This is a genomic window from Delftia deserti (genome assembly GCF_042653485.1).
Taxonomy (GTDB): Bacteria; Pseudomonadota; Gammaproteobacteria; order Burkholderiales; family Burkholderiaceae_C; genus Comamonas; species Comamonas acidovorans.
Map to the genome: position 1 here is coordinate 4,528,764 of NZ_JBHSIH010000001.1, position 23,278 is coordinate 4,552,041.

At 65.8% G+C, this 23,278-nt stretch carries 14 protein-coding genes; 5 read left to right on the plus strand and 9 right to left on the minus strand.

Features of this window, described 5'->3' with window-relative positions:
* The first annotated feature begins 65 nt into the window (after positions 1 to 65).
* From ACFPFG_RS21755 to uvrA, 3 genes are all read left to right on the plus strand, one after another.
* Positions 66 to 1,748, plus strand: a complete 1,683-nt coding sequence (locus ACFPFG_RS21755; protein ID WP_183018921.1) for an MFS transporter — start codon at positions 66 to 68, stop codon at positions 1,746 to 1,748.
* 420 nt (positions 1,749 to 2,168) lie between these two features.
* Complete coding sequence (locus ACFPFG_RS21760; RefSeq protein WP_183018920.1) at positions 2,169 to 3,152, plus strand: porin; 984 nt, start codon at positions 2,169 to 2,171, stop codon at positions 3,150 to 3,152.
* Between the two features lie 432 nt (positions 3,153 to 3,584).
* Positions 3,585 to 9,548, plus strand: coding sequence for an excinuclease ABC subunit UvrA (uvrA, locus tag ACFPFG_RS21765; protein ID WP_380108216.1), 5,964 nt, complete (start codon positions 3,585 to 3,587; stop codon positions 9,546 to 9,548).
* A gap of 3 nt (positions 9,549 to 9,551) precedes the next feature.
* Here the strand turns inward: uvrA and ACFPFG_RS21770 are convergent, their stop codons facing one another.
* Positions 9,552 to 10,730, minus strand: a complete 1,179-nt coding sequence (locus ACFPFG_RS21770) for an MFS transporter (protein WP_380108218.1) — start codon at positions 10,728 to 10,730, stop codon at positions 9,552 to 9,554.
* Positions 10,731 to 10,858: 128 nt separating this feature from the next.
* Between ACFPFG_RS21770 and ACFPFG_RS21775 the strand changes: the two genes are divergently transcribed.
* A complete protein-coding gene (locus tag ACFPFG_RS21775) occupies positions 10,859 to 11,824 on the plus strand; it encodes a LysR family transcriptional regulator (protein ID WP_380108220.1) in 966 nt (321 codons plus the stop codon).
* A gap of 22 nt (positions 11,825 to 11,846) precedes the next feature.
* On the opposite strand, the gene ACFPFG_RS21780 is transcribed toward ACFPFG_RS21775, so the two are convergent.
* From ACFPFG_RS21780 to ACFPFG_RS21795, 4 genes are all read right to left on the minus strand, one after another.
* On the minus strand, positions 11,847 to 12,707 hold the full coding sequence (locus ACFPFG_RS21780; protein WP_183018916.1) for a hypothetical protein: 861 nt from the start codon (positions 12,705 to 12,707) through the stop codon (positions 11,847 to 11,849).
* Positions 12,708 to 12,865: 158 nt separating this feature from the next.
* Positions 12,866 to 13,990 (minus strand): acyltransferase family protein, encoded by a 1,125-nt coding sequence (locus ACFPFG_RS21785; protein WP_380108222.1) that lies wholly within the window; start codon positions 13,988 to 13,990, stop codon positions 12,866 to 12,868.
* A gap of 234 nt (positions 13,991 to 14,224) precedes the next feature.
* Positions 14,225 to 15,547 (minus strand): MFS transporter, encoded by a 1,323-nt coding sequence (locus ACFPFG_RS21790; protein ID WP_312377907.1) that lies wholly within the window; start codon positions 15,545 to 15,547, stop codon positions 14,225 to 14,227.
* A gap of 48 nt (positions 15,548 to 15,595) precedes the next feature.
* Complete coding sequence (locus tag ACFPFG_RS21795; protein WP_312377909.1) at positions 15,596 to 17,248, minus strand: GMC family oxidoreductase; 1,653 nt, start codon at positions 17,246 to 17,248, stop codon at positions 15,596 to 15,598.
* Positions 17,249 to 17,414: 166 nt separating this feature from the next.
* Between ACFPFG_RS21795 and ACFPFG_RS21800 the strand changes: the two genes are divergently transcribed.
* Positions 17,415 to 18,215, plus strand: coding sequence for an IclR family transcriptional regulator (locus ACFPFG_RS21800; RefSeq protein WP_380108225.1), 801 nt, complete (start codon positions 17,415 to 17,417; stop codon positions 18,213 to 18,215).
* Between the two features lie 136 nt (positions 18,216 to 18,351).
* Here ACFPFG_RS21800 and ACFPFG_RS21805 read toward each other — a convergent pair whose 3' ends face one another.
* From ACFPFG_RS21805 to putP, 4 genes are all read right to left on the minus strand, one after another.
* Positions 18,352 to 19,638, minus strand: coding sequence for a TRAP transporter large permease (locus tag ACFPFG_RS21805; protein WP_034363235.1), 1,287 nt, complete (start codon positions 19,636 to 19,638; stop codon positions 18,352 to 18,354).
* Positions 19,639 to 19,772: 134 nt separating this feature from the next.
* On the minus strand, positions 19,773 to 20,288 hold the full coding sequence (locus ACFPFG_RS21810) for a TRAP transporter small permease (protein ID WP_013800419.1): 516 nt from the start codon (positions 20,286 to 20,288) through the stop codon (positions 19,773 to 19,775).
* A gap of 150 nt (positions 20,289 to 20,438) precedes the next feature.
* Positions 20,439 to 21,425, minus strand: coding sequence for a TRAP transporter substrate-binding protein (locus tag ACFPFG_RS21815; protein ID WP_013800420.1), 987 nt, complete (start codon positions 21,423 to 21,425; stop codon positions 20,439 to 20,441).
* A 297-nt stretch (positions 21,426 to 21,722) separates the two neighbouring features.
* Positions 21,723 to 23,225, minus strand: a complete 1,503-nt coding sequence (putP, locus tag ACFPFG_RS21820) for a sodium/proline symporter PutP (RefSeq protein WP_197954812.1) — start codon at positions 23,223 to 23,225, stop codon at positions 21,723 to 21,725.
* Positions 23,226 to 23,278: the final 53 nt, after the last annotated feature.

The window sequence follows — 23,278 nt, forward strand, 5'->3', positions numbered from 1 at the left end:
GCGGATAGTGAATCGGCGGGCCTATGGCAAGCCCGCTAAATATTCAATAAATCAAGGAGACAGACATGGCTATCAACGCATCGCAAGGCGCGGGGGTCAAGGCGACCCCGCGGCCCATGACTCCGGAAGAACGCAAGGTGATCTTTGCCTCGTCGCTAGGCACGGTATTCGAGTGGTACGACTTCTATCTCTACGGATCGCTGGCGGCCATCATCGCCAAGCAGTTCTTCAGCGGACTCGATGCGGGATCGGCCTTCATCTTCGCGCTGCTGGCCTTCGCGGCCGGCTTCATCGTGCGGCCCTTCGGCGCACTGGTGTTCGGGCGGCTGGGCGACATGATCGGGCGCAAGTACACCTTCCTCGTGACCATCCTGATCATGGGCCTGTCGACCTTCATCGTCGGCATCCTGCCCACCTACGCCAGCATCGGCGTGGCGGCGCCGGTGATCCTCATCGGCCTGCGCATGCTGCAGGGCCTGGCCCTGGGCGGCGAGTACGGCGGTGCGGCCACCTATGTGGCCGAGCATGCGCCGCACGGCAAGCGCGGCGCCTACACCTCGTGGATACAGACCACGGCAACGCTGGGCCTGTTCCTGTCGCTGCTGGTGATCCTGGGCGTGCGCACCTCCATCGGCGAGCAGGCCTTTGCGGACTGGGGCTGGCGCATCCCCTTCCTGCTGTCCATCGTGCTGCTGGGCATCTCGGTGTGGATCCGCATGACGCTGTCCGAATCGCCGGCCTTCCAGAAGATGAAGGCCGAGGGCAAGGTCTCCAAGTCCCCGCTGACCGAGTCCTTCGGCCAATGGCGCAACCTCAAGATCGTGATCCTGGCGCTGATCGGCCTGACCGCCGGCCAGGCCGTGGTCTGGTACACGGGGCAGTTCTATGCGCTGTTCTTCCTGACGCAGCAGCTCAAGGTCGATGCGGTGACGGCCAACCTCATGATCGCGGCGGCGCTGATCATCGGCACGCCGTTCTTCGTGATCTTCGGTTCGCTGTCGGACAAGATAGGCCGCAAGCCCATCATCATGCTGGGCTGCGTGCTGGCCGTGGTGACCTACTTCCCCGTGTTCAAGGCGCTGACCGAAGCGGCCAACCCCGACCTGGCCGCGGCCCAGGCCAAGAACAAGGTGGTCATTGTCGCCGACCCCAAGGAATGCTCGTTCCAGTTCAATCCCACGGGTACCTCCAAGTTCACCAGCTCCTGCGACGTGGCCAAGCAGCTGCTGGCCGCAGGCTCGGTCAGCTATGACTCCGAGGACGCAGCGCCCGGCAAGACGGCCTTCATCCGCATCGGCAGCACCGAGATCCCCTCGTTCTCCATCAAGGGCCTGAGCCCCGAGGAAGCCAAGGCCAAGGACGCCGAGTTCAAGAAGACCGTGGCCAAGGTGCTGGCCGAGGACGGCTATCCCACCAAGGCCGACCCCGCGAAGATGAACAAGGTGATGATGGTCCTCATCCTGACCTACCTGGTCATCCTCGTGACCATGGTCTACGGCCCCATCGCCGCCATGCTGGTGGAGCTGTTCCCCACGCGCATCCGCTATACCTCCATGAGCCTGCCGTATCACATCGGCAATGGCTGGTTCGGCGGCCTGCTGCCCACCATGTCGTTCGCCATCGTGGCCCAGACCGGCAACATGTACAGCGGCCTCTGGTATCCCATCGTCATTGCAGGCGTCACGGCCATCATCGGAACGCTGTTCCTGCGCGAGACCAAGGATGTGGATATCTACGCGAATGATTGAGTGAAGGCACCCCCTGAGCGGCTTACGCCGCTTCCCCCTCTCTGCTTGCTTCGCAAGGGAGGGGGACGCCACCCTCGCGGCGGGGCGGCGCGGCCGGCGTAGGCCCTTGCTTGGTGTCCCTGGCTTTGGGCCGCGCCGGGTTCATGCGATGTGCGTGTTATCGGCCGGAGTTTTTTGCTCTGCATTGATGAAAGCCCATGGCGGTTTGCCGTGGGCTTTTTCTTATGGCGCTTCTACTGGTTTTCCATGTCATGGCTGTGGCAGCAAAGCATCAGATCGCGCATTTTCAGAGGCGGCCGTACATTTTTTGACATGCCCGCACCTAGAATTCGCAGCAGCCGCAAATGGCACTGATCTAGAGCCGGAGTCGGCCCTGAGATTTCAAGAATACCCACTCAACAATCCCAAGGAGATGCCGAGATGATCAAGATGAACCGCGTTGCCCTGGCCGTGCTGGCCGTGCTGGGTTCCACCACCGTGATGGCGCAAAGCAGCGTCACGATCTATGGCCGTATCAACACCACGATCGAGCGCCAGAAGATCGGTGACGAAAGCGTCAACAAGATGGAGAACAACTCCTCGCGTTGGGGCATGCGCGGCGTCGAAGACCTGGGCGGCGGCCTGAAGGCCGGCTTCGTGCTGGAAAGCGGCTTCGCTTCCGACACCGGCATGGGTTCCTCCTCCACGGGCGCGCTGACCTTCGGCCGCCAGAGCGAAGTGAACCTGTCGGGCAGCTTCGGCAAGATCCGCATGGGCAACTTCTTCCCCGGTTCGTACTTCGCCACGGCCGACTACGTGAGCATGCACAACCATGACACGGGTACCTCGTCCGACGCGCTGTACTTCGACCCCGTCTGGTTCGCCAGCGGCCTGGGCACTGCCAACAAGATCTCCTACACCACCCCCAACATCGGTGGCCTGACGGTCGAAGGCTCGGTCTCCATGCACGAGAAGGCCACGCCCGCCCGCAAGAACGGCTATGACCTGGCCGTCAACTACGACGTGGGCCCCCTGGCCCTGGGCGCCGGCTACAGCCAGGTGGACGAAGACAAGCAGGCCGCCTTCCGCGCTGCCTACACCTTCGGCCAGTTCGTGGTCGGTGGCTACTACCAGCGCAACGACGAGCAGATCCGCGGCACGCGCAACAACTTCCGTCTGTCGGGCATGTACACCCTGGGCGCTTCCGAGTTCCACGTGAACCTGGGCCACGCCAACAAGTGGAGCAACATTGCCGACTCCGGCGCCAACCAGTGGACCCTGGGCTACAACTACAACCTGAGCAAGCGCACCAAGGTCTACGGCTACTACACCAAGGTGGACAACAAGGCCGGCGCCAACTACATGACCGGCGTGAAGGGCGCGGACTTCTCGTCCTTCGCCGTCGGCGTGCGTCACGCATTCTGATCGCCGCGCGGCGTAAGCCGCGAGCAAAGCAGGTCTGTTCCAATCAGTATCTGCCTGCCATCAGGCCTCGTACCGAAAGGTGCGGGGCCTTTTTGTCTGGGCCCGTCTTTTCACAGCCTGATCAAGGAAAAACCATGAGGATCATCGCGGCCGGTTGCCTGGCCTTTGTCGTCGTCTCGCTGCTGGCCGTCACCCAGGTGAAGGGCGTGCCGGACGGGCAGGCCATGCCTGCCTCCGTGCAGATGGCCAAGTAAGTCCTCGGCAAGAGGCACGAGCCCCGGACTGGTTCCGGGGTTTTTTTATGGTCGCGCGGATGCGTTGAGGGTGCGTCTTTTTGTTTAACCTGTATGAAAATACAGGTATTGGGAAACGTCTGATGCCTGACGCATGGACTGCCTAGAATGTTTGGCTCCCACTGACCACACAACATCCATGACGCACGGTCTGATTCGAATTCGCGGCGCACGCCAGCACAATCTCCAGAACCTGGATCTCGACATCCGTACCGGCGAGCTGACCGTGGTCACGGGGCCCAGCGGCTCGGGCAAGTCCAGCCTGGTGTTCGATACCCTGTATGCCGAAGGCCAGCGCCGCTATGTCGAGACCTTCTCGGCCTATGCGCGCCAGTTCCTGGACCGCATGGACAAGCCGGCCGTGGACCGTGTGGAGGGGGTGCCGCCGGCCATCGCCATCGACCAGACCAATCCCGTCCGCAACTCGCGCTCCACCGTGGGCACGATGACCGAACTCAACGACCACCTGAAGCTGCTGTTCGCGCGTGCGGCCCAGCTGTTCGACCGCGACACCGCCGTGCCCGTGCGCCACGACACGGCCGACAGCGTGCTGGAGGAACTGGCCGAGCGTTGCCGGCAGGCCGGCGATCCGCGCATCGCCATCACCTTTCCCGTGGAACTGCCCGCCAACACCACGGCTGCCGAAGTGGAGCAATGGCTGTCGGCCAGCGGCTTCACCAAGGTCCAGGCCGAGCGCGAGGCCGAGAAGGCCGGCACCGTGGAGCCTGCCGCAGACGCCAAGGGCAAGAAGGCCAAGGCGGCGGCGCCGCTCAAGGTCAAGCTGCTGGATGTGGTGGCCGACCGCTTCCGCCTGGGCAATGTGGAGCGGGCCCGTGTCTACGAGGCCATCGAGGTCGCGCTCAAGCGCGGCAGCGGCCACATGACGGTTTATGTGCTGCCTGGGTCCGCCGTGGAAGCCGCAGGTGACCAGCCCGCCGAGCCCCAGTTGTGGAAGTTCTCGCTGGGACTGCACTGTCCCGAAAGCGGCCTGAGCTACCAGGAGCCGATTCCCTCGCTGTTCTCCTTCAACTCCGCCGTGGGCGCCTGCGAGGCCTGCCGGGGCTTTGGCCGCGTGATCGGCGTGGACTGGGGGCTGGTCATCCCCAACGACAAGCTCACCCTGCGCACGGGCGCCATCAAGCCCGTGCAGACGCCGGCCTGGAAAGAGATCCAGGACGACCTGATGCGCCACGCCGAGGCCGAAGGCATCCCGCGTGACACGGCCTGGGCCAAGCTCACCGACGCGCAGAAAAGCTGGGTGCTGGACGGCTCGCCCAACTGGAATGGCAAGTGGACCCAGACCTGGTACGGCATCAAGCGCTTCTTCGAATACCTGGAGAGCAAGGCCTACAAGATGCACATCCGGGTGCTGCTGTCCAAGTACCGCAGCTATACCGAATGCCCCACCTGCGGCGGCGCGCGCCTGAAGACCGAAAGCCTGCTGTGGCGCCTGGGCGGCAAGCAGGCCGCCGATGCCGTGCTGCCGCCCGGCGACGAAGGCCGCTACCGCCGCTTCATGCCGAAGGGCGTGGCCTGGAGCCGCGAGCAGCTGGACGCGCTGCCGGGCCTGTGCCTGCACGACCTGATGCAGCTGCCCCTGGTGCGGCTGCGCGACTTCTTTCAGCAGCTGGCGCCGGCTGCCGACGCCCCCTTGCATGACGGCGAGGCCCAGGCGCTCAAGATGCTGCACGCCGAAATCATGGCGCGCGTGCAGTACCTGTGCGACGTGGGCATCGGCTACCTCACGCTGGACCGCCAGAGCCGCACGCTGTCGGGCGGCGAGGTGCAGCGCATCAACCTGACCACGGCCCTGGGCACCTCGCTGGTGAACACCCTGTTCGTGCTCGACGAGCCCAGCATCGGCCTGCACCCGCGCGACATGGAACGCATCACCGAGGCCATGCAGCGCCTGCGCGATGCGGGCAACACCCTGGTCGTGGTCGAGCACGACCCGGCCGTGATGTTCGCGGCCGACCGCATGATCGACATGGGCCCCGGCCCCGGCGCGCGCGGCGGCCAGATCGTGTTCGACGGCACGCCCGAGGACCTGCGCCATGCCGACACGCTGACCGGCGCCTACCTGGGCGGGCGCAAGCAGGTGGGCTTCGGCCTCAAGCGCATGGTGACCGAGTCCACGCCGCGCCTCATCCTCGAAGGCGCACGCGAGCACAACCTGCGCAGCATCGACGTGGACTTTCCGCTGCAGCGCCTGGTCACCATCACCGGCGTCAGCGGCTCGGGCAAGTCCACCCTGATCCAGGACGTGCTGGTGCCCGCGCTGATGCGCCACTTCGGCAAGCCCACGGATGCGGCCGGCGCCTTCGAGCGCCTGCTGGGCGCCGACCACCTGAGCGACGTGATGTTCGTGGACCAGTCGCCCATCGGCAAGACGGCGCGCTCCAACCCGGCCAGCTACGTGGGCGCCTGGGACTCCATCCGCGAGCTGTTCGCCATTGCGCCGCTGTCGCGCCAGCGCGGCTACACGGCCGCCAAGTTCAGCTTCAACAGCGGAGACGGCCGCTGCCCCACCTGCGGCGGCTCGGGCTTCGAGCATGTGGAGATGCAGTTCCTCTCCGACGTCTACCTGCGCTGCCCCGACTGCAACGGCACGCGCTACCGCCCCGAGATCCTGGAAGTCACGATCGAGCGCCACGCGGCCGGCGAGCTGCAGCCGCGCAAGCTCAACGTGGCCGATGTGCTGGAACTCACCGTGGCCGAGGCGGCCCTGCTGTTCGCCCAGGACCGCGAGGTCATCCGCGCCCTGCAGCCCATCGTCGATGTGGGCCTTGAATACGTGAAGCTGGGCCAGCCCGTGCCCACGCTGTCGGGCGGCGAGGCCCAGCGCCTCAAGCTCGCGGGCTTCCTGGCCGAAGCGGCCAAGGCCCAGGCCAAGTCGAAGCAGGCGCTGGCCAAGAAAGGCACATTGTTCCTGTTCGACGAGCCCACCACGGGCCTGCACTTCGATGACATCGCCAAGCTCATGCGCGCGCTGCGCAAGCTGCTGGAGGCCGGGCACTCGCTGATCGTCATCGAGCACAACCTCGACGTGATCCGTGCCAGCGACTGGCTGATCGACCTCGGCCCCGAAGGCGGCGACGGCGGTGGCGCCATCGTGGCCCAGGGCACGCCCGAGGAAGTGCGCCAGATTCCTGGCTCGCACACGGCCCAGGCGCTGCGCGAGTACGACCTGGCCATGGGCGTGGGCGGCGAGGCCGTGCGCGAGGTCGCCCCCATGCTCTACAAGAGCCAGCGCAAGGCGCATGCCATGTCGGGGGCGGCTGCCAGGAATGCCATCGAGATCGTCAACGCCAAGGAGCACAACCTCAAGCAGCTGTCGGTGGAGATCCCGCGCGGCAAGTTCAACGTGGTGACGGGCGTCTCGGGTTCGGGCAAGTCCACGCTGGCCTTCGACATCCTGTTCAACGAAGGCCAGCGCCGCTACCTGGAGTCGCTCAACGCCTATGCGCGCTCCATCGTCCAGCCTGCGGGACGGCCCGAGGTGGATGCGGTCTACGGCATTCCGCCCACGGTGGCCATCGAGCAGCGCCTGTCGCGCGGCGGGCGCAAGTCCACCGTGGGCACGACCACCGAGGTCTGGCACTTCCTGCGCCTGCTCTACGTCAAGCTGGGCACGCAGCACTGCATCCACGACGGCGCCGCCGTGCAGCCGCAGACGGCAGAAAGCATCGCGGCCCAATTGCTCACGCAGTTCCGGGGCCAGACCATCGGCCTGCTGGCGCCGCTGGTGGTCAACCGCAAGGGCGTCTACACCGAGCTGGCCGACTGGGCACGGCCGCGCGGCTACACGCATCTGCGCGTGGACGGCGAGTTCCTGCCCACCACGGGATTCCCGCGCATCGACCGCTTCAAGGAGCACACCATCGAACTGCCCGTGGCCAGCGTCACCGTCACGGCGGCCAATGAGCGCGAACTGCGCGCGCACCTGGCGCAGGCGCTGGAAACAGGCAAGGGCGTGCTGCATGTGCTGTCGGGCCTGGACAACCTGGCCGATGCCATGGCCGGCGGCCGGAGCACGGCCGGCATCGGCAGCCTGCAGGTGTTCTCCACCCAGCGCGCCTGCCCGGTCTGCGCCACCAGCTATGCCGAGCTGGACCCGCGCCTGTTCTCCTACAACAGCAAGCACGGCTGGTGCCCCGACTGCGTGGGCACGGGCGTCAAGCTCACCAAGGACCAGCGCAAGGTCTACGACGACACGCAGATGGCCGAGGACAACCGGGGCCGCGAGGTCAAGTTCGAAGGCCAGGAAATCGAGGACCTGGCCGAAGTCACCTGCCCCACCTGCCAGGGCACACGCCTGAATGCCACGGCGCGCGCCGTGCGCTTCCATGGCGTGGGCATTGCCGAGATCGCCCAGCTGTCGGTCAACGACGTGCGCCAATGGGTGCAGGCGCTGGCTCTGTCCGGACGCGAGTCCGACATCGCGCGCGACCTCGTCCCCGAGATCCAGAGCCGGCTCGAATTCCTGGAGGAAGTGGGCCTGGGCTACCTGACGCTGGACCGTGGTGCGCCCACGCTGTCGGGCGGCGAGGCCCAGCGCATCCGCCTGGCCGCGCAACTGGGCAGCAACCTGCAGGGCGTGTGCTATGTGCTGGACGAACCCACCATCGGCCTGCATGCGCGCGACAACCAGATACTGCTCAACGCCCTGCACAAGCTGGGCGACAAGGGCAACACCCTGGTCGTGGTCGAGCATGACGAAGACACCATCCGCCGCGCCGACCACATCATCGACATCGGCCCCAGCGCCGGCATTCGCGGCGGCCGCCTGGTGGCCCAGGGCACGGCGGCCGACATCATGGCGGCCGAGGACTCCATCACGGGCCGCTACCTGCTGCACGCCATGCGCCACCCGTTCCAGCCGCGCCGCTGGGTGGGCGAAGGCCAGCCGCCGCAGGCCGCCGCCGAGCTTGCAGCAGTGGCCGAACCCGTGCCGGAGCCCGCGCCTGTCAAGGTATCCAAATCCAAAAAGAAGGCCGCGCCTGCCGCTGCCGAAGCGGTGGCCGAGCCCGCGTCCGACGCACTGGGCTGGCTGACCGTGCGCGGCGCCCACTTGCACAACCTGCAGAACGTGGATGCGCGCGTGCCGCTCAAGCGCCTGGTGGCCGTCACCGGCGTCAGCGGTTCGGGCAAGTCCACGCTGGCGCGCGACGTGATGCTGGCCAATGTGGCCGCCTGGGTGGGCCAGCGCGCCACCAAGGCCGGGCGCGATGCCATGGACGCCGGCAAGGCGCCGCCGCTGTCCGGCTGCAAGGGCCTGCAGGGCTTCGAGGGCATTGACCGCGTGCTCGAGGTCGACCAGACACCCATCGGCAAGACCCCGCGCAGCTGCCCGGCCACCTACATCGGCTTCTGGGACACCATCCGCAAGCTCTACGCCGAAACGCTGGAGGCCAAGGCCCGCGGCTATGCGGCCGGCCGCTTCTCGTTCAACACCGGCGAAGGCCGCTGCCCGGCCTGCGAGGGCCAGGGCATGCGCACCATCGAGATGAGCTTCCTGCCCGACGTGAAGGTGCCCTGCGAGGTCTGCCACGGCGCGCGCTTCAATCCCGAGACCCTGGCCGTCTCCTGGCGCGGCAAGAGCATTGGCGACGTGCTGCAGATGGAGGTGGACGAGGCCGTCGAGTTCTTCGCCAGCATGCCCGGCATCGCCCACCCGCTGCAGCTGCTCAAGGACGTGGGACTGGGCTATCTCACGCTGGGCCAGCCCTCGCCCACGCTGTCGGGCGGCGAGGCCCAGCGCATCAAGCTCGTCACCGAGCTGACCAAGGTGCGCGACGACGTGACCCGGCGCGGCAACAAGGCGCCGCACACACTCTATGTGCTGGACGAACCCACGGTGGGCCTGCACATGGCCGATGTGGACAAGCTCATCCGCGTGCTGCACCGCCTGGTGGATGCGGGCCACAGCGTGGTCGTCATCGAGCATGACCTGGACGTGATCGCCGAGGCCGACTGGATCATCGACCTCGGCCCCGAAGGCGGAAAGGACGGCGGCCGCATCATTGCGGCCGGCACGCCCGAGGATCTGGTGGCTGCGGGCACGCACACGGGCAAGGCGCTCAAGCCCGTGCTGGCCCGTTGAGCCTCAGGCGCAGGCCACGCCTGCGCTGCGTGCGGAGCCTGCGGACAGGCGGCTGCTCCAGAAGACCAGCACCAGGCCCACGGCCGTCAGCGCGGCGGCGGCCCAGCCCAGGTTGACCAGGCCCAGGCCACCGGCCAGGGCCAGGCCGCCGACCCAGGCACCCAGGGCGTTGCCCAGGTTGAAGGCCGCAATGTTCAGGCTGGAGACCAGGTTCGCGCCCTGGGGGCCGGCCTGGTCCAGCACGCGCATCTGCATGGGAGTCACCGTGGCGAAGGCCACGACGCCCAGCACGATCACATAGGCCATGGCCACGGCCTGGTTCCCGAAGGCCCAGCGGCCTGCCGCCAGCACCACCATCAGCGCAGCGATGCTCCACACCAGGGCGCGCATCACGCCCCGGTCGGCCAGCTTGCCGCCCAGCAGATTGCCTGCGGCCAGGCCCGCGCCGAACAGCAGCAGGGTCAGTGCCACCAGGCTGTCGCCCATGTGGGTCACCTGGGTCAGCAGCGGCTCCACATAGGTGTAGAGCGCAAACACGCCCGCAAAGCCGAAGGCCGTGATGCCCAGTCCCAGCCAGACCTGGCCGTTGCCCAGCACGGCCAGCTCCTGCGCCAGCGGCGTGACCTCGGGGCGGCCCTGGTCGCGCGGCACGAAGGCGGCAAGGATGGCCAAGGCCAGCACGCCGATCGCGGCGACGGCCAGGAAGGCGCTGCGCCAGCCGAACATCTGGCCGATCCAGGCACCGGCAGGCACGCCCAGCAGGGTCGCCAGGGTCAGGCCCGAGAACATCAGCGCAATCGCCGAGGCCTTCTTGTCCGCGGGCACCAGTCCCGTGGCCACCACGGCGCCCACGCCGAAGAAGGTGCCGTGGGTCAGCGAGGTCAGCACGCGTGCCGACATCAGCCATTCATAGCTGGGCGCAAATGCGGCGGCCAGGTTGCCGGCGATGAAGATCAGCATCAGCGCCAGCAGCAGGCGCTTGCGCGGCCATTGGCGCGTCAGCAGCGTGAGCACGGGCGCGCCCACGGCCACGCCGATGGCGTAGCCCGAAATCAGCGAGCCCGCCGTGGGAATGCTGATGTGAAGATCCTGGCTGACCTGGGTCAGCAGGCCCATGATGATGAATTCCGTGGTGCCGATGCCGAAGGCACCGGCCGCCAGGGCGAGTAGGGAAAGAGGCATGGACGGATTCCTTGTGATCCTTGGTGTGATGTCCAGTAATGTCGCACTGCAACATACCTTTGTGTAGATGGAATAATGGAAACGGATCTGTTCCTGTGTGGAATAGATGACCTCTTTCAGGAGACGCCATGCCCGCACTTGCCCCACCCACGGCCACCGATACAGGCAACGCCGATGCCAACCGCTTTGCCGAGCTGGAAATGCTGATCCTGGTGGCCGAGCGCGGCAGCCTCTCGGCCGCTGCGCGCCACCTGGGCATCTCGCCCTCGGCCGTCAGCAAGAGCATGTCGCGGCTGGAGGCGCGCCTGGGCGTGCAGCTGCTGCAGCGCAGCACGCGGCGCCTGCATCTCACGCCCGAAGGCTGTCAGCTGTTCGAGCGCGGCAAGCGCGTGCTGGCCGACCTGGAGGAACTGGAGGCCTGCGTGGCCGTGCGCAGCGAACCACGCGGCCTGGTGCGCATCAACACCAGCTCATCGACCGGAAAAATGCTGCTCGTGCCCCTGGTGCCGCAATTGCTGCAGCGCCATCCCGGGCTGAGCCTGGAACTGAGCTTCACGGACCAGATCGTGGACCTGGTCGAGGCCGGCACGGACATCGCCGTGCGCTGGGGGCAGCTTCCTCCCTCGGACATGGTCGCGCGGCTGCTGGGCCGCACGCGGCAGGTCATCCTGGCCTCACCGGAGTACCTGGCCCGCATGGGCAGGCCCCTGCATCCAGACGAACTGGGCCACCATGTGCGCCTGGGCTGGAGCTACCAGCGCGCCATACCGCACTGGCCGTTTCTGGTGGACGGCCAGCGCGTGGCCGTCGATATCGGGGAGGTGGTGCGCGTCAACGACGGCGATGTGATGCGCGAACTGGCGCTGCACGGCACGGGCCTGGCCCGCCTGTCGCTGTACCACGCCTGGGCCGACGTGCTCGCCGGCCGGCTGGTGCCCGTGCTGGAGGAATTCAACACGGGCGACCTGGAGCCCATACACGCCGTCTACCTGGGCAAGCCCGACCGCCTGCCCCCGCGCACGCGTGCCGTGCTCGACTTCCTGCAGGCGCATGTGGACCTGCGGCATGCGGAGCAGCTGCCGGCGCTGCCCTGAGGTGTAGCCGGCAGCGGGGGCGTCACTCCTGCTCGGCGGTCGGCGGGGCGGCGTTGAAGGACAGGTTCTCGATGATGTCGTGCAGCACGGTAGGAACAGGGTCCACAGGTGCATCGGCCGCGTAGACGATGCCTGTGCCCACGCCCTTCGGGTCAATCAGGCGCTTGGCCACCAATACCTGTTCGGGGCGGGTTCCGTTGGTGCGGGAACTGCCTTCACCCTCGTTCACGCTGTAGACGAAGTAGTAGGAGCGCAGCAACTGGCCAGATCTGGTGATCTTCACGCACAGCACGCCGCCTTCCAGATTGCCCCGGATCTGGTGTTCGCAGCCAAACAGCCGGTCTGCCGTTTCCATCAGGCCATTTCCGTTCGCCGTGGCGGGTGTCTGCAGCTGCATATTCACGACTTCGGAGAAAACGCCTTCGCTACCGAAGGAAGTCAACGCCCAGATGCCCCGCAAGCTGGACGCCACCGCGGGATAACCGAAGTTGAAACGCGAAATCTCCACCTCCTGCTCGCCGGGAAGCGTGATGAATCCCGAAACGCCGCTGGTGAAGCGCATGCTGACCTGGCCCATATTGCGGTCCTCGGACCCCGAAAGCGGGCCGCTGCCCAGGTGGCGACCGCCCTTGTAGCGCATCAGCGGCGCAGAAAAGCGGTTGTTGCTCAGTGCACCTGAGGTCATGTAGAAGCTGGGCTGGCCATTGCTCTCATAGGCATACATTTGCATGACCAGCGTGCCGTTCTGTGCGTCGATGGCCAGCCCGCGCCCGGGTTTGCCATCAAGCTCCGAAGTCACGACCCAGGTGCCATTGCTGGGCATGAACGCGTGCGCCAGGCCGCAGCCCAGCAAGGTGGCCGTAGCCAGTAATTTCTTGAACATGAGTCTCTCTTTATGAGTGAATGGTGAGATCTTTGAATGATTTTGCAGGGGGTGGATTTTCAACGAAATCCGCCAGTTTCGGGAGATCTCTTGGAAGGTCGCAGGGCATGGATGCACTTCTGAAGTGATCGATCGATAGATCCAGATGGCGAAGCATCTCAAACGGTGCATTTCTTGGGGGATACAGCGCTGCGCAGCAACCTGTCAGACGCTTTTCTCGAGATTTTATGCAGCGGATTCTCGATGAACTTGAAGTAGAGCAAGGAGCAGACCACGACTGACACCAGATACACCAGCAGCGATAGCTTTCCGCCCCCTATCCACAGCAGGCCCGGAATCTTGGGGAAAAGCAGGCCGTAGAGAATCACCATCAAGGGAATGTGCAGCAGGTACAGCGCATAGGAGGCATCGCCCAGCCTGCAGAAGAAGCGGCTCAACGGGCTACCGGACGACGGCAGCAATGCGGCCAGCGCCACCAGCCCCACGGACGCGCTGCCAAACAGCATCACCCGTTCCGGATAGTAGAGAAATGCGGCCATGCCGACACCCAGGAAACCGCCGTATTTCTGTGCCCAGATGCTCGCGCACAGTGCAATGGCGGTGAATATGGACCATGCTGCAATCGACTGCCGAGGCTTTCTTTGAATCCACTCGCTCAGCAGAAAGCCGACAATGAATTCAATGATCAGTGGAGATGTCAGAAAAACATTCAAGAGGAAATTGTTTTCCCTGGGCGTTGCCGATCGATAAACCCCCAGATTGAATTGCACGGCTACGATCATCACAAATGTTGCCAGCAACGCAAGAAATACCGGAACGGCCTGCTTTCGTGTGAAGCAGAGCATGGCACCAATCAGTAGATAGAAATAAAGCTCATAGGTCAGCGTCCAGGAGACATTGAGCAGATAGAACTCCTGGGGCAGCAGCAGAAATGACTTCCAGCGGCTGATTTCGGGCCCGTTGAAGATGCCAAGCCAGACGCTGAGAAAAAGCACCAGCAGGAAGGCGGGCCAGTAGCCGCTGTAGATTCTCAAAAAGCGCCGGAAGACAAAGCTGGATGCAGTGCCAGCTCCGGGCCGCATAGGGCGCGTGGTCTCGGCCATGATGAAGCCGCTGATGACGAAGAAGATATCGACACCAGCGAAACCATAGACGGAAATCTCGGTGATCCACGCCGGGATGTTGGCGTAGTGGGCCGGATGCACATTGGGCGGAAGCGTGTGGTGCAGAACCACGAGAAAGGCGGCAATGAAGCGCAGTATTTGTATGTTTTTATAGATCATGCAGCCAAGGTGATACCTGAAAGTGCATGCCTGACTGACATGCGGTTGCGATATGGGGCATGAATCTGCAGAAATCTTCTGCCATGCGGGCAGGCGCCATCCTAAACCAAGACGGCTCTACGGCGGGCCGGTGGCTGCACTCCGCTGGCCAATGCAGAAAGCTGCCTGTTGGGCAGCTTTGCTCTTGGTCTTGTGGAGCTACGGTGCAATATGAACCGGCGCAAGAGTGTGTGACTATCTGGCCAAGGGTTTCATGTTGGCAAAGCTGTCCTGCCTGCTTCCATCCCGCCCGATGGCCCATGCGCACCACGCTGATACCGCGCCCGCAAACACCACATACAGGCACACCAGCCACGGGCTGCCACCGGCCGTCTTGACCAGCGCCGTCGCAATGATGGGCGTGATGCCGGACGCGAAGATGCCCGAGAACTGGTAGACGAAGGAAATGCCGGTGTAGCGTACCTTGGCGTCGAACAGGTCGCAGAACAGGGCGGCTTCGGGACCGTAGACCGCCGCGTAGAGAATGCCGAAGGGCACGACGATGGCGATCCAGATCAGCAGCACATTGCCGCCGCTGTGGGCCATGAGCCAGAAGGCGGGGAAGGCCGAGATGGCGGTGATCAGCGATCCCCACAGATACACGCGGCTGCGGCCAAGGCGGTCGGACAGGCGGCCGAACAGCGGAATCGTGAAGCACATCACCACGGCGGCGACCATCACGCCGATCAAGGCGTCGGTGCGGCTGATCTGCAGGGTGGAGGTCAGGTAGCTGATCGAGAACACGCCGAAGACGTTGAAGAAAACGCCGTCGATATAGCGTGCGCCCATGCCCTTGAGCACATTGCCCGGATAGCGCCGCATCATGTCCATGAAGGGAATGGCGGTCTCGGCATTGCGTGCCTTGACGGCCGCGAATTCGGGCGTCTCCTTCACATGCAGGCGGATGTACATGCCCACGGCCACCATGAGTCCCGAGATCAGGAAGGCGACGCGCCAGCCCCAGGCCATGAATTGCTCCTCGGTGCACAGCCAGGACAGCAGGGCCACCACGCCCGAGGCCATGAACAGGCCGATGGCCAGGCCCACCTGCGGCAGGGAGGCGTAGAAGCCCCGCTTTTCCTTGGGCGCGTATTCGTAGGCCATGAGCACGGCGCCGCCCCATTCGCCGCCCAGGCCTATGCCCTGGGCCACGCGCAACAGCAGCAGCAGGATGGGGGCGGCCACGCCGATCTGCGCATGCGTGGGCAGCAGGCCGATCAGGAAGGTGGACACGCCCATGATCATCAGCGTGACCACCAGGATGCTCTTGCGCCCCACGCGGTCGCCGAAGTGCCCGAAGATCACCCCGCCCAGCGGCCGTGTGACGAAGCCCACGGCAAAGGTGGTGTAGGCCAGCAGGGTGGAGATCAGCGGATCGTCGCTGGGAAAGTACAGCTTGCTGAACACGATGCCGGCGACCACGCCGTACAGGAAGAAGTCATACCACTCGATGGTTGCGCCGATGAGCGCGGAGGTCACCACCTTGCGGATGACCCTGGGATCGGTTGCCGTCGTCATGCTGTCTCCTGGTTGTCTGTCGCATTGCCGGGATGCAGGAACGGGCAGTCATGCGACCTTGAGCTGCCCTGTCTCTCCGTGCCTGTCTTCGCGAACCATGTCGGCGGCCTTCTCGGCCATCATCACCACGGGCGCGTTGGTGTTGCCCGAGACCAGGGTGGGCATGACCGAGCAATCGACCACGCGCAGGCCGGCCATGCCGTGCACGCGCAGCCGCGCATCGACCACGGCCAGGGCGTCGCTGCCCATGCGGCAGGTGCCGCTGGGGTGGAAGATGGTGGCGCCGTGGTTGCGGCAGAACTCCAGCAGTTGCGCATCGCTGTGCGCATCGGGGCCGGGCTTGACCTCGCGCTTCACGAAGGGGCGCATGGCCGGCGTGTCGGCAATGGCGCGTGCCGCGCGCACGGCCGCCACGTTGGTGCGGCGGTCCAGGTCGGTGGCCAGGTAGTTGGGCTGGATGGAAGGCGGCTCGAAGGCATCGCGCGAGCGGATGCGCAACTGCCCGCGTGACTCGGGCCGCAGCTGGCAGACCGACATGGTGAAGCCCGAGTACGGATGGACCTGGCCGCCTGCCATGTCGGCCGACAGCGTGGAGACGTGGAACTGGATGTCGGGCGTGGCGGCCACGGGCCGGCCTTGCTCGTCCCTGAGCGCACGCATGAAGCAGCCGCCCTGGTTGATGCCCACGGCCAGCGCGCCCGAGCGGAACAGCAGCCACTCCAGCCCCAGCCGCGTCCTGCCCATCCAGGAATTGAGCTGGTCATTGGTGGTGATGGGCTGGCTGCATTCGTAGCCCAGGCGGATCTGAAGATGGTCCTGCAGGTTCTCGCCCACGCCCGGCAGATCGTGCACCACGGGAATCCCCAGGGACTGCGACAGCGCGGCCGGGCCTATGCCCGACAGTTGCAGCAGCTGCGGCGACTGGATGGCGCCTGCCGACAGAATCACCTCGGCCTGCGCCCGGGCCTGGCGCTCCTGCCCGCCTTGCCGGTAGCGGATGCCGGTGGCGCGCCGGCCGCGCACTACCAGCTGCGTGGCCATGGCGTCGGTCTCTATGCGCAGATTGGGGCGGCGCCGGGCCTCGCCCAGATAGGCCTTGGCCGTGCTGCAGCGCAGGCCCTTGTGGGTGGTGAGCTGGTAGTAGCCCGCGCCTTCCTGGTCGCGGCCGTTGAAGTCCTCGGTGCGGGGCACGCCGACCTGGCCTGCACCGGCAATGAAGGCCTCGATCAGCGGATGCTGTGCGCCGATGTCCGAGACCTTGAGCGGCCCGTACGCGCCATGGCCCGGGAAGGCGCCGCGCGCATTGCCTTCGGACTTCACAAAGTAGGGCAGCACCTCCTCATACGACCAGCCCGCATTGCCCAGCGCCGCCCAGTGGTCGTAGTCCTGGCGCTGGCCGCGCACATAGATCAGGCCATTGATCGAACTGCTGCCGCCCAGCGTGCGGCCGCGCGGCCAGTAGATGCGCCGGCCGTTCATGTTGGGGTCCGGGTCGGTCTCGAACTTCCAGTTGTAGACGGGGCTCCACATGGTCTTGCCGTAGCCGATGGGCAGGTGGATCCAGGGCGAGCGGTCCGGCGGGCCGGCCTCCAGCAGCAGCACCCGCGTGGCCGGGTCCTCGGACAGGCGCGCGGCCAGCACGCAGCCGGCAGAGCCTGCTCCCACGATCACGTAGTCATAGCTGTCGATGGGGTCCGGCATGCAGTGGCTCCTTTTTGAGTTTCTTTAAAAGGAACTATTTGTTCCTTTGGGTGAAACTTATTCGCTGCTGTGCTGGACCGCAACCCCGCGCAAACCCTTGCCGGCTCCTGGCGATCAGGCATGATCGAAAGCGTTTCCGGCCTTCCACACGACACGACACCGCCCCATGCCGCCATCCCTTGCCAGCGCTGCCCCGGACCCCACCCCTGCACGGCAGGACGAAGCGAACTCGGTCTCCGATCGCTCCCTGGCCGTGCTCGATTTCGTGACCCAGGCCGAGGCCCCGCCGGGGCTCATGGACATCGCAGCCGCGCTCAACCTGCCCAAGGCCACGGCCTCGCGCCTGTGCGCCCACCTGGAGGCGCGGCAGTGGCTGCTGCGCCATGAGGGCGACCGAAGCTTCTCCCCGGGCCCCAAGCTGCTGAGCCTGGCTGTGCGCGCCCTGCAAGCCGACCCGCGCCAGGCCCTGCGCCATGAGCTGCTGTCCCAGCTGGTGGCCCGTCTGGGCGAGACCTGCAACCTCACCGTGCTGGACGGCACGCGCGTGCGCTACCTGGACCGTGTCGAGACCCACTGGCCGCTGCGCATCCAGCTGGAGGCCGGATCGATGGTGCCCATCCACGCCACGGCTAGCGGCAAGCTGTTCCTGGCCCATATGCCGGCGGCCCGGCGCGCCGCCATTCTGGACAGCGTGGAACTCACCGCCTGCACGGCCAACACGCTGACCACACCCGAGGCGCTGGCGCAGGAGTGCGCGCGCATCGTGTGCGAAGGCCACTCCTGCGATCGCGAGGAATTCATGCGCGGCATGATCGCCGTGGCCGTGCCCGTGCGCGACGCCAAGGGCCAGTGCCGCGCCACGCTGGCCGTGCATGCGCCCGAGGCGCGTATGCCGCTGGCGCAGGCGCTGGAGGGCCTGCCGCACCTGAAGGAAACGGCCCAGCGCATGGCCGGCCTGCTCTTCTGAGGCGCTGGGCACCCCAGAAATAAGGCCCCCACGCTACCCTTGCTGCGCAAGGTCCGCTGCCCCCCCAAGGGGGCCGCTTTTTGCCTTGGGGCGGCCCGGCGGCAAAAAAAAGGGCCTCACTCGGAGGCCCTTGTCGTCACTGGAAGCCCAGCGTATGCGGCAGCCAGGTGGATAGCGCGGGGATGAAGGTCAGCAGGCACAGCACCACGAAGTGGGCCAGCAGGAACAGCGGCATCTCGCGCGTGAGATCGGTGATGGACACGCGCGTGGCCACCGAGGTCACGAACAGCAGCCCGCCCACGGGCGGCGTGATCATGCCCAGCGTCAGGTTCACGATCACCACCATGGCGAAGTGCGTGGGATCGATGCCCAGGCTGAACGCAATGGGCGCCAGGATGGGCACCAGGATCATCACGCCGGGCAGCGGCTCCATGAAGATGCCGAACACCAGCAGCAGGATGTTCACCGCGATCAGGAACAGGGTGGGCGACAGCTGCCAGCTCACGATCAGCTCGGACAGGTACTGCGGAATGCCCTCCACCGTCAGCACCCAGGCAAAGGCGGCCGAAGTCGCCATCACCAGCAGCACCGAGGCCGTGAGCATGGCCGAGCGCGCCGCAATGCCCGGCAGCGCCGACCACTGCAGCGTGCGGTACACCCACTTGCCGCAGACCAGGGCATAGAACACGGCCACCACCGATGCCTCGGTGGGCGTGAAGATGCCGAAGCGGATGCCCACCACGATGAGCACGATCAGCATCAGCGCGGGAATCGCCTTGAAGCTGTTGATCCACATCGTGCGGCCGTCAGGACGTGGCTCGGTGGAGCGGTAGTCGCGCTTCCTGCACACCCACCAGTTCACGGCGGCCATGGCCAGCGCGATCAGGATGCCGGGGATGAAGCCGGCCATGAACAGGCCGCCCACGGAGACGTTCTCATCCTGCAGCGCGTAGATGATCATGCTCACCGACGGCGGAATGATGGGCCCCACGATGGCCGTGCTGGCCGTCAGCGCCGCCGCGTAGGAGCGCGCGTAGCCGGCCTTGTCCATCATCTTGACCATCATCGAGCCGGGGCCGGCCGCATCGGCCAGGGCCGAGCCCGAAATGCCCGAGAACAGCGTCAGCGACAGCACATTGGCATAGCCCAGGCCGCCACGCAGATGGCCCACGAACTGCGCTGCAAAGCGCAGCAGCACATGCGTGAGCGCACCGCCCGACATCAGCTCGGCCGCCAGGATGAAGAAGGGCACGGCCATCAGCGGAAAGCTGTCTATGCCCGTGAACATCTCCTTGAACACGATGAGCTGCGGATAGCGGCCCCCCACGAAGACGGCCAGCGCGGCGGAGATCGCCAGCGCGAAGGCCACCGGAAAGCCCAGCGTGAGCAGGACGATGATGGCGATGAAAAGCGTGATACCCATGATGTGCGTTCGAATCAGTTATTCATGGCAGAGCGATGGAACTGACATGCTCCAAGGCAGGAGACACCAAGCAAGGGCCGCCCCGCAGCGAGGGTGTCGTCCCCTGGGGGAAGGCGCGCAGCGACTCAGGGGGGTCATATGGATGCGGCTGCGTCGGCATCCATCTCGTCCGATTCGGCGAAGGAGCCGTCTGCGATATAGCCGCGCGCAATGAACAGCAGATGCACCAGCATCAGCACGAAGCCCACGGGCATGGCCGCGTAGACGAAGGAGATCGGAATGTCCGTGGCCGCCGTGGTCTGGAAGCGCGTGGCCCAGACATACTGCGACGAGGCCACCGCCATCACCGCGCAGAACAGGCCCACGCCCAGCACCACGAGGCGGCGAAGCCATTGCGCCTTGCGCGTGCCCACCGAGCGGTGCAGGTTGTCGATGGCCACATGGCCGCCGAAGCGCAGCACCAGGCCCGCGCCCAGGAAGGTGACCCAGATCATCATGTGCCGGGCCACTTCCTCGGCCCAGACAATGGAGTCGCCCGTGGTGTAGCGCAGCACCACATTGGCAAACACGATGCAGGCCATGGCCAGCAGCAGCACGATCAGCAGCCAGCGGTTGCAGGCCACAAGGGCGCGTTCGATTCGGTTGAGCATAGGAGTGGGCGAGAGCAGGAGGGGAGTGGCGCAAGGGCCGGGCTGCCGCCGGATGTCAGATCATCGGCGCAGGCGCCGTGCGGGGCCACAGGTGTTGCCCGCAGCGGGGCGCCCTGCATTGCGGGCCGCAGCCCGCAATGCGTCAGGGGATTACTTGGCGTTGGCGATGGTGTCCAGCGTCTTCTGGCCGAACTTCTTCGCGTATTCCTTGTAGGCCGGCTCCAGCGCGGTGCGGAAGGCGGCCTGGTCCACCTTCTCCACCACCTGCATGCCATGGCTCTTGGCCTCTTCCACGCCCTTCTTCTCCACCGTGTCCACGAACACGCGCGAAGCGATGGCGCCCGACTTGGCGCCCTGCGTGAAGGCCGCCTTCTGGCTGTCGTTCAAGCTGCCCCAGAACGAGGGAGACACCAGCAGGGCCATGGGCGCGTACACATGGGCCGTCAGCGTCAGGTGCTTTTGCACCTGCCACAGCTTGGCCGAGGCCAGCACCGAGATCGGGTTCTCCTGGCCATCGATCGTGCCCTGCTGCAGCGCACCGATCACCTCGGGCCAGGACATGGGCGTGGGCGATGCGCCCAGCGTGCGGAAGGCCGTGATGTGCACGGGGTTCTCGGTCACGCGGATCTTCAGGCCCTTGAGATCGGCCACGCCGTTGACGGCGTGCTTGTTGTTGGACAGGTGGCGAAAGCCCTGCTCGCCCCAGGCCAGCGCGACCAGGCCGCGCTTGCTGAACTTGGCCAGCAGCTCCTGGCCGAAGGCGCCGTCCAGCACGGCGCGCGCATGCTGCGTGTCGCGGAACAGGAAGGGAATGTCCACCACGCCCACATCGGGCACGAAGTTGCTGATGGCCCCCGTGGAGACGATGGCCGCCTCCACCGTGCCCAGCTGCAGGCCCTCGATCAGCTCGCGCTCGCCGCCCAGCGCGGACGCGGGGAACTGCTTGAACTTGTAGGCGCCGTTCGTGCCCTTTTCCACCGCATCGGCCCAGGCCTGGGCCGCCGCACCGTAGTGCGAATTCACGGCCAGGGCGTAGCCCACCTTGACCTCCTTGGTCTGGGCCAGTACGGCGCCAGCCGAAGCAGCCGCCATGGCGGCCACGCAGGTCGAAAGAAGGGTGCGGCGGATCATTTGCATAGCGGCAGTCTCACTTGTTGTGTGTTGAAAAATGGCCCCCGCGCTCCCCTTGCAGGGCAAGGTCTGCGGCCCCCGCAGGGGGCCGCTTTTCATCCTGGGGCGGCCCGGCGATGAAAAAAAAGAGCCCATGGATTGTAGTGACCACTCCCCTTGTGGCGACCACGTACAAAGCGCTCGTCATGTGCGTTGAGGTGCATCTGATTTGGCGATGCCATAGGTGCTGAAATGACAAACGCCCGATGCGCGCAAGCTTCATCGGGCGTCGGTTTCAGGCGGAGCGGGTCAGCTCATTGCCACTCAGCGTGCCCCGATCCGCTCGAACTCGCTCTCCACCGCCGCATGCGCCTTCAGGATGCTTTGCGAAGGCGCAGGGCCCATGCGGCTGACGACCACCGTGGCCAGCCAGGCCAGGATGAAGCCGGGGATGATCTCGTACAGGCCCAGCCAGCCGAACTGCTTCCACACCAGCACGGTCACGGCGCCGGTGATGATGCCTGCCAGCGCGCCGCCGCGCGTCATGCGGCGCCAGAACAGCGACAGGATGATCACCGGGCCGAAGGCGGCGCCGAAGCCGGCCCAGGCATAGCTGACCATGCCCAGCACCTTGGAGTCGGGGTTGCTGGCGATGGCGATGGCGATCAGCGCCACCAGCAGCACCATGGCGCGGCCTATCCAGACCAGTTCGATCTGGCTGGCGTTCTTGCGCAGGAAGGTGCGGTAGATGTCCTCGGTCAGCGCGCTGGAGCACACCAGCAGCTGGCACGACAGCGTGCTCATCACGGCCGCCAGGATGGCCGCCAGCAGCGCACCCGAGATCCAGGGGTTGAACAGCTGCTTGGTGATCTCCATGAACACCGTCTCGGCATTGGCGTTCACGGCAGCGGCGCCACCGGGGTTGGCCGCGAAGTAGGGGATGCCGATGAAGCCCACGGCCACGGCGCCGGCCAGGCACAGGATCATCCAGGTCATGCTGATGCGGCGGGCCGAGGGAATGGTCTGCACCGACGATGCCGCCATGAAGCGCACCAGGATGTGCGGCTGGCCGAAGTAGCCCAGGCCCCAGGCCAGCAGCGAGACCACGCCCACGAAGCTGGCGCCACGGAATAGGTCGAACTTCTCTGCCGCCACGATGGCGTGCAGGTCCTGGCCCGGCTGCAGATGGCCCTGCACGGCCAGCCAGGCGATCACGGGCGCCAGGATCAGCGCCGTGATCATCATCGAGGCCTGGATGGTGTCCGTCCAGCTCACGGCCAGGAAGCCGCCGATGAACACATAGGCGATGGTGCACAGCGCGCCCACCCACAGGGCCGTGCTGTAGGGCATGCCGAACATGTTCTCGAACAGGCGCGCGCCCGCCACCACGCCCGAGGCGCAGTACAGCGTGAAGAACACCAGGATCACCACGGCCGTCACGATGCGCAGCACGTTGGAGTGGTCCTCGAAGCGATTGGCCAGGTAGTCGGGCAGGGTCAGCGCATTGCCGGCGCGCTCGGTGTACAGGCGCAGCCGCGCCGCCACCAGGCGCCAGTTCAGGTAGGCGCCCAGGATCAGGCCGATGGCGATCCAGGCTTCCGACAGGCCGGACAGGTAGATGGCGCCTGGCAGGCCCATCAGCAGCCAGCCGCTCATGTCCGAGGCGCCGGCCGACAGCGCCGTCACGAAGCTGCCCAGGCTGCGGCCGCCCAGGATGTAGTCGGAAAGATTCTTGGTGCTGAAGTAGCCGATGGCGCCGATGCCGAGCATGGCGACCAGGTAGATGGCGAACATGATCGCCGTCGGGTCGTTCCAGTTGAATTGCATTGAAGTGTCCTGCGTTGGTCGTGTTTTTTCGGGTGGTGCGGGGCGCTTGCCAG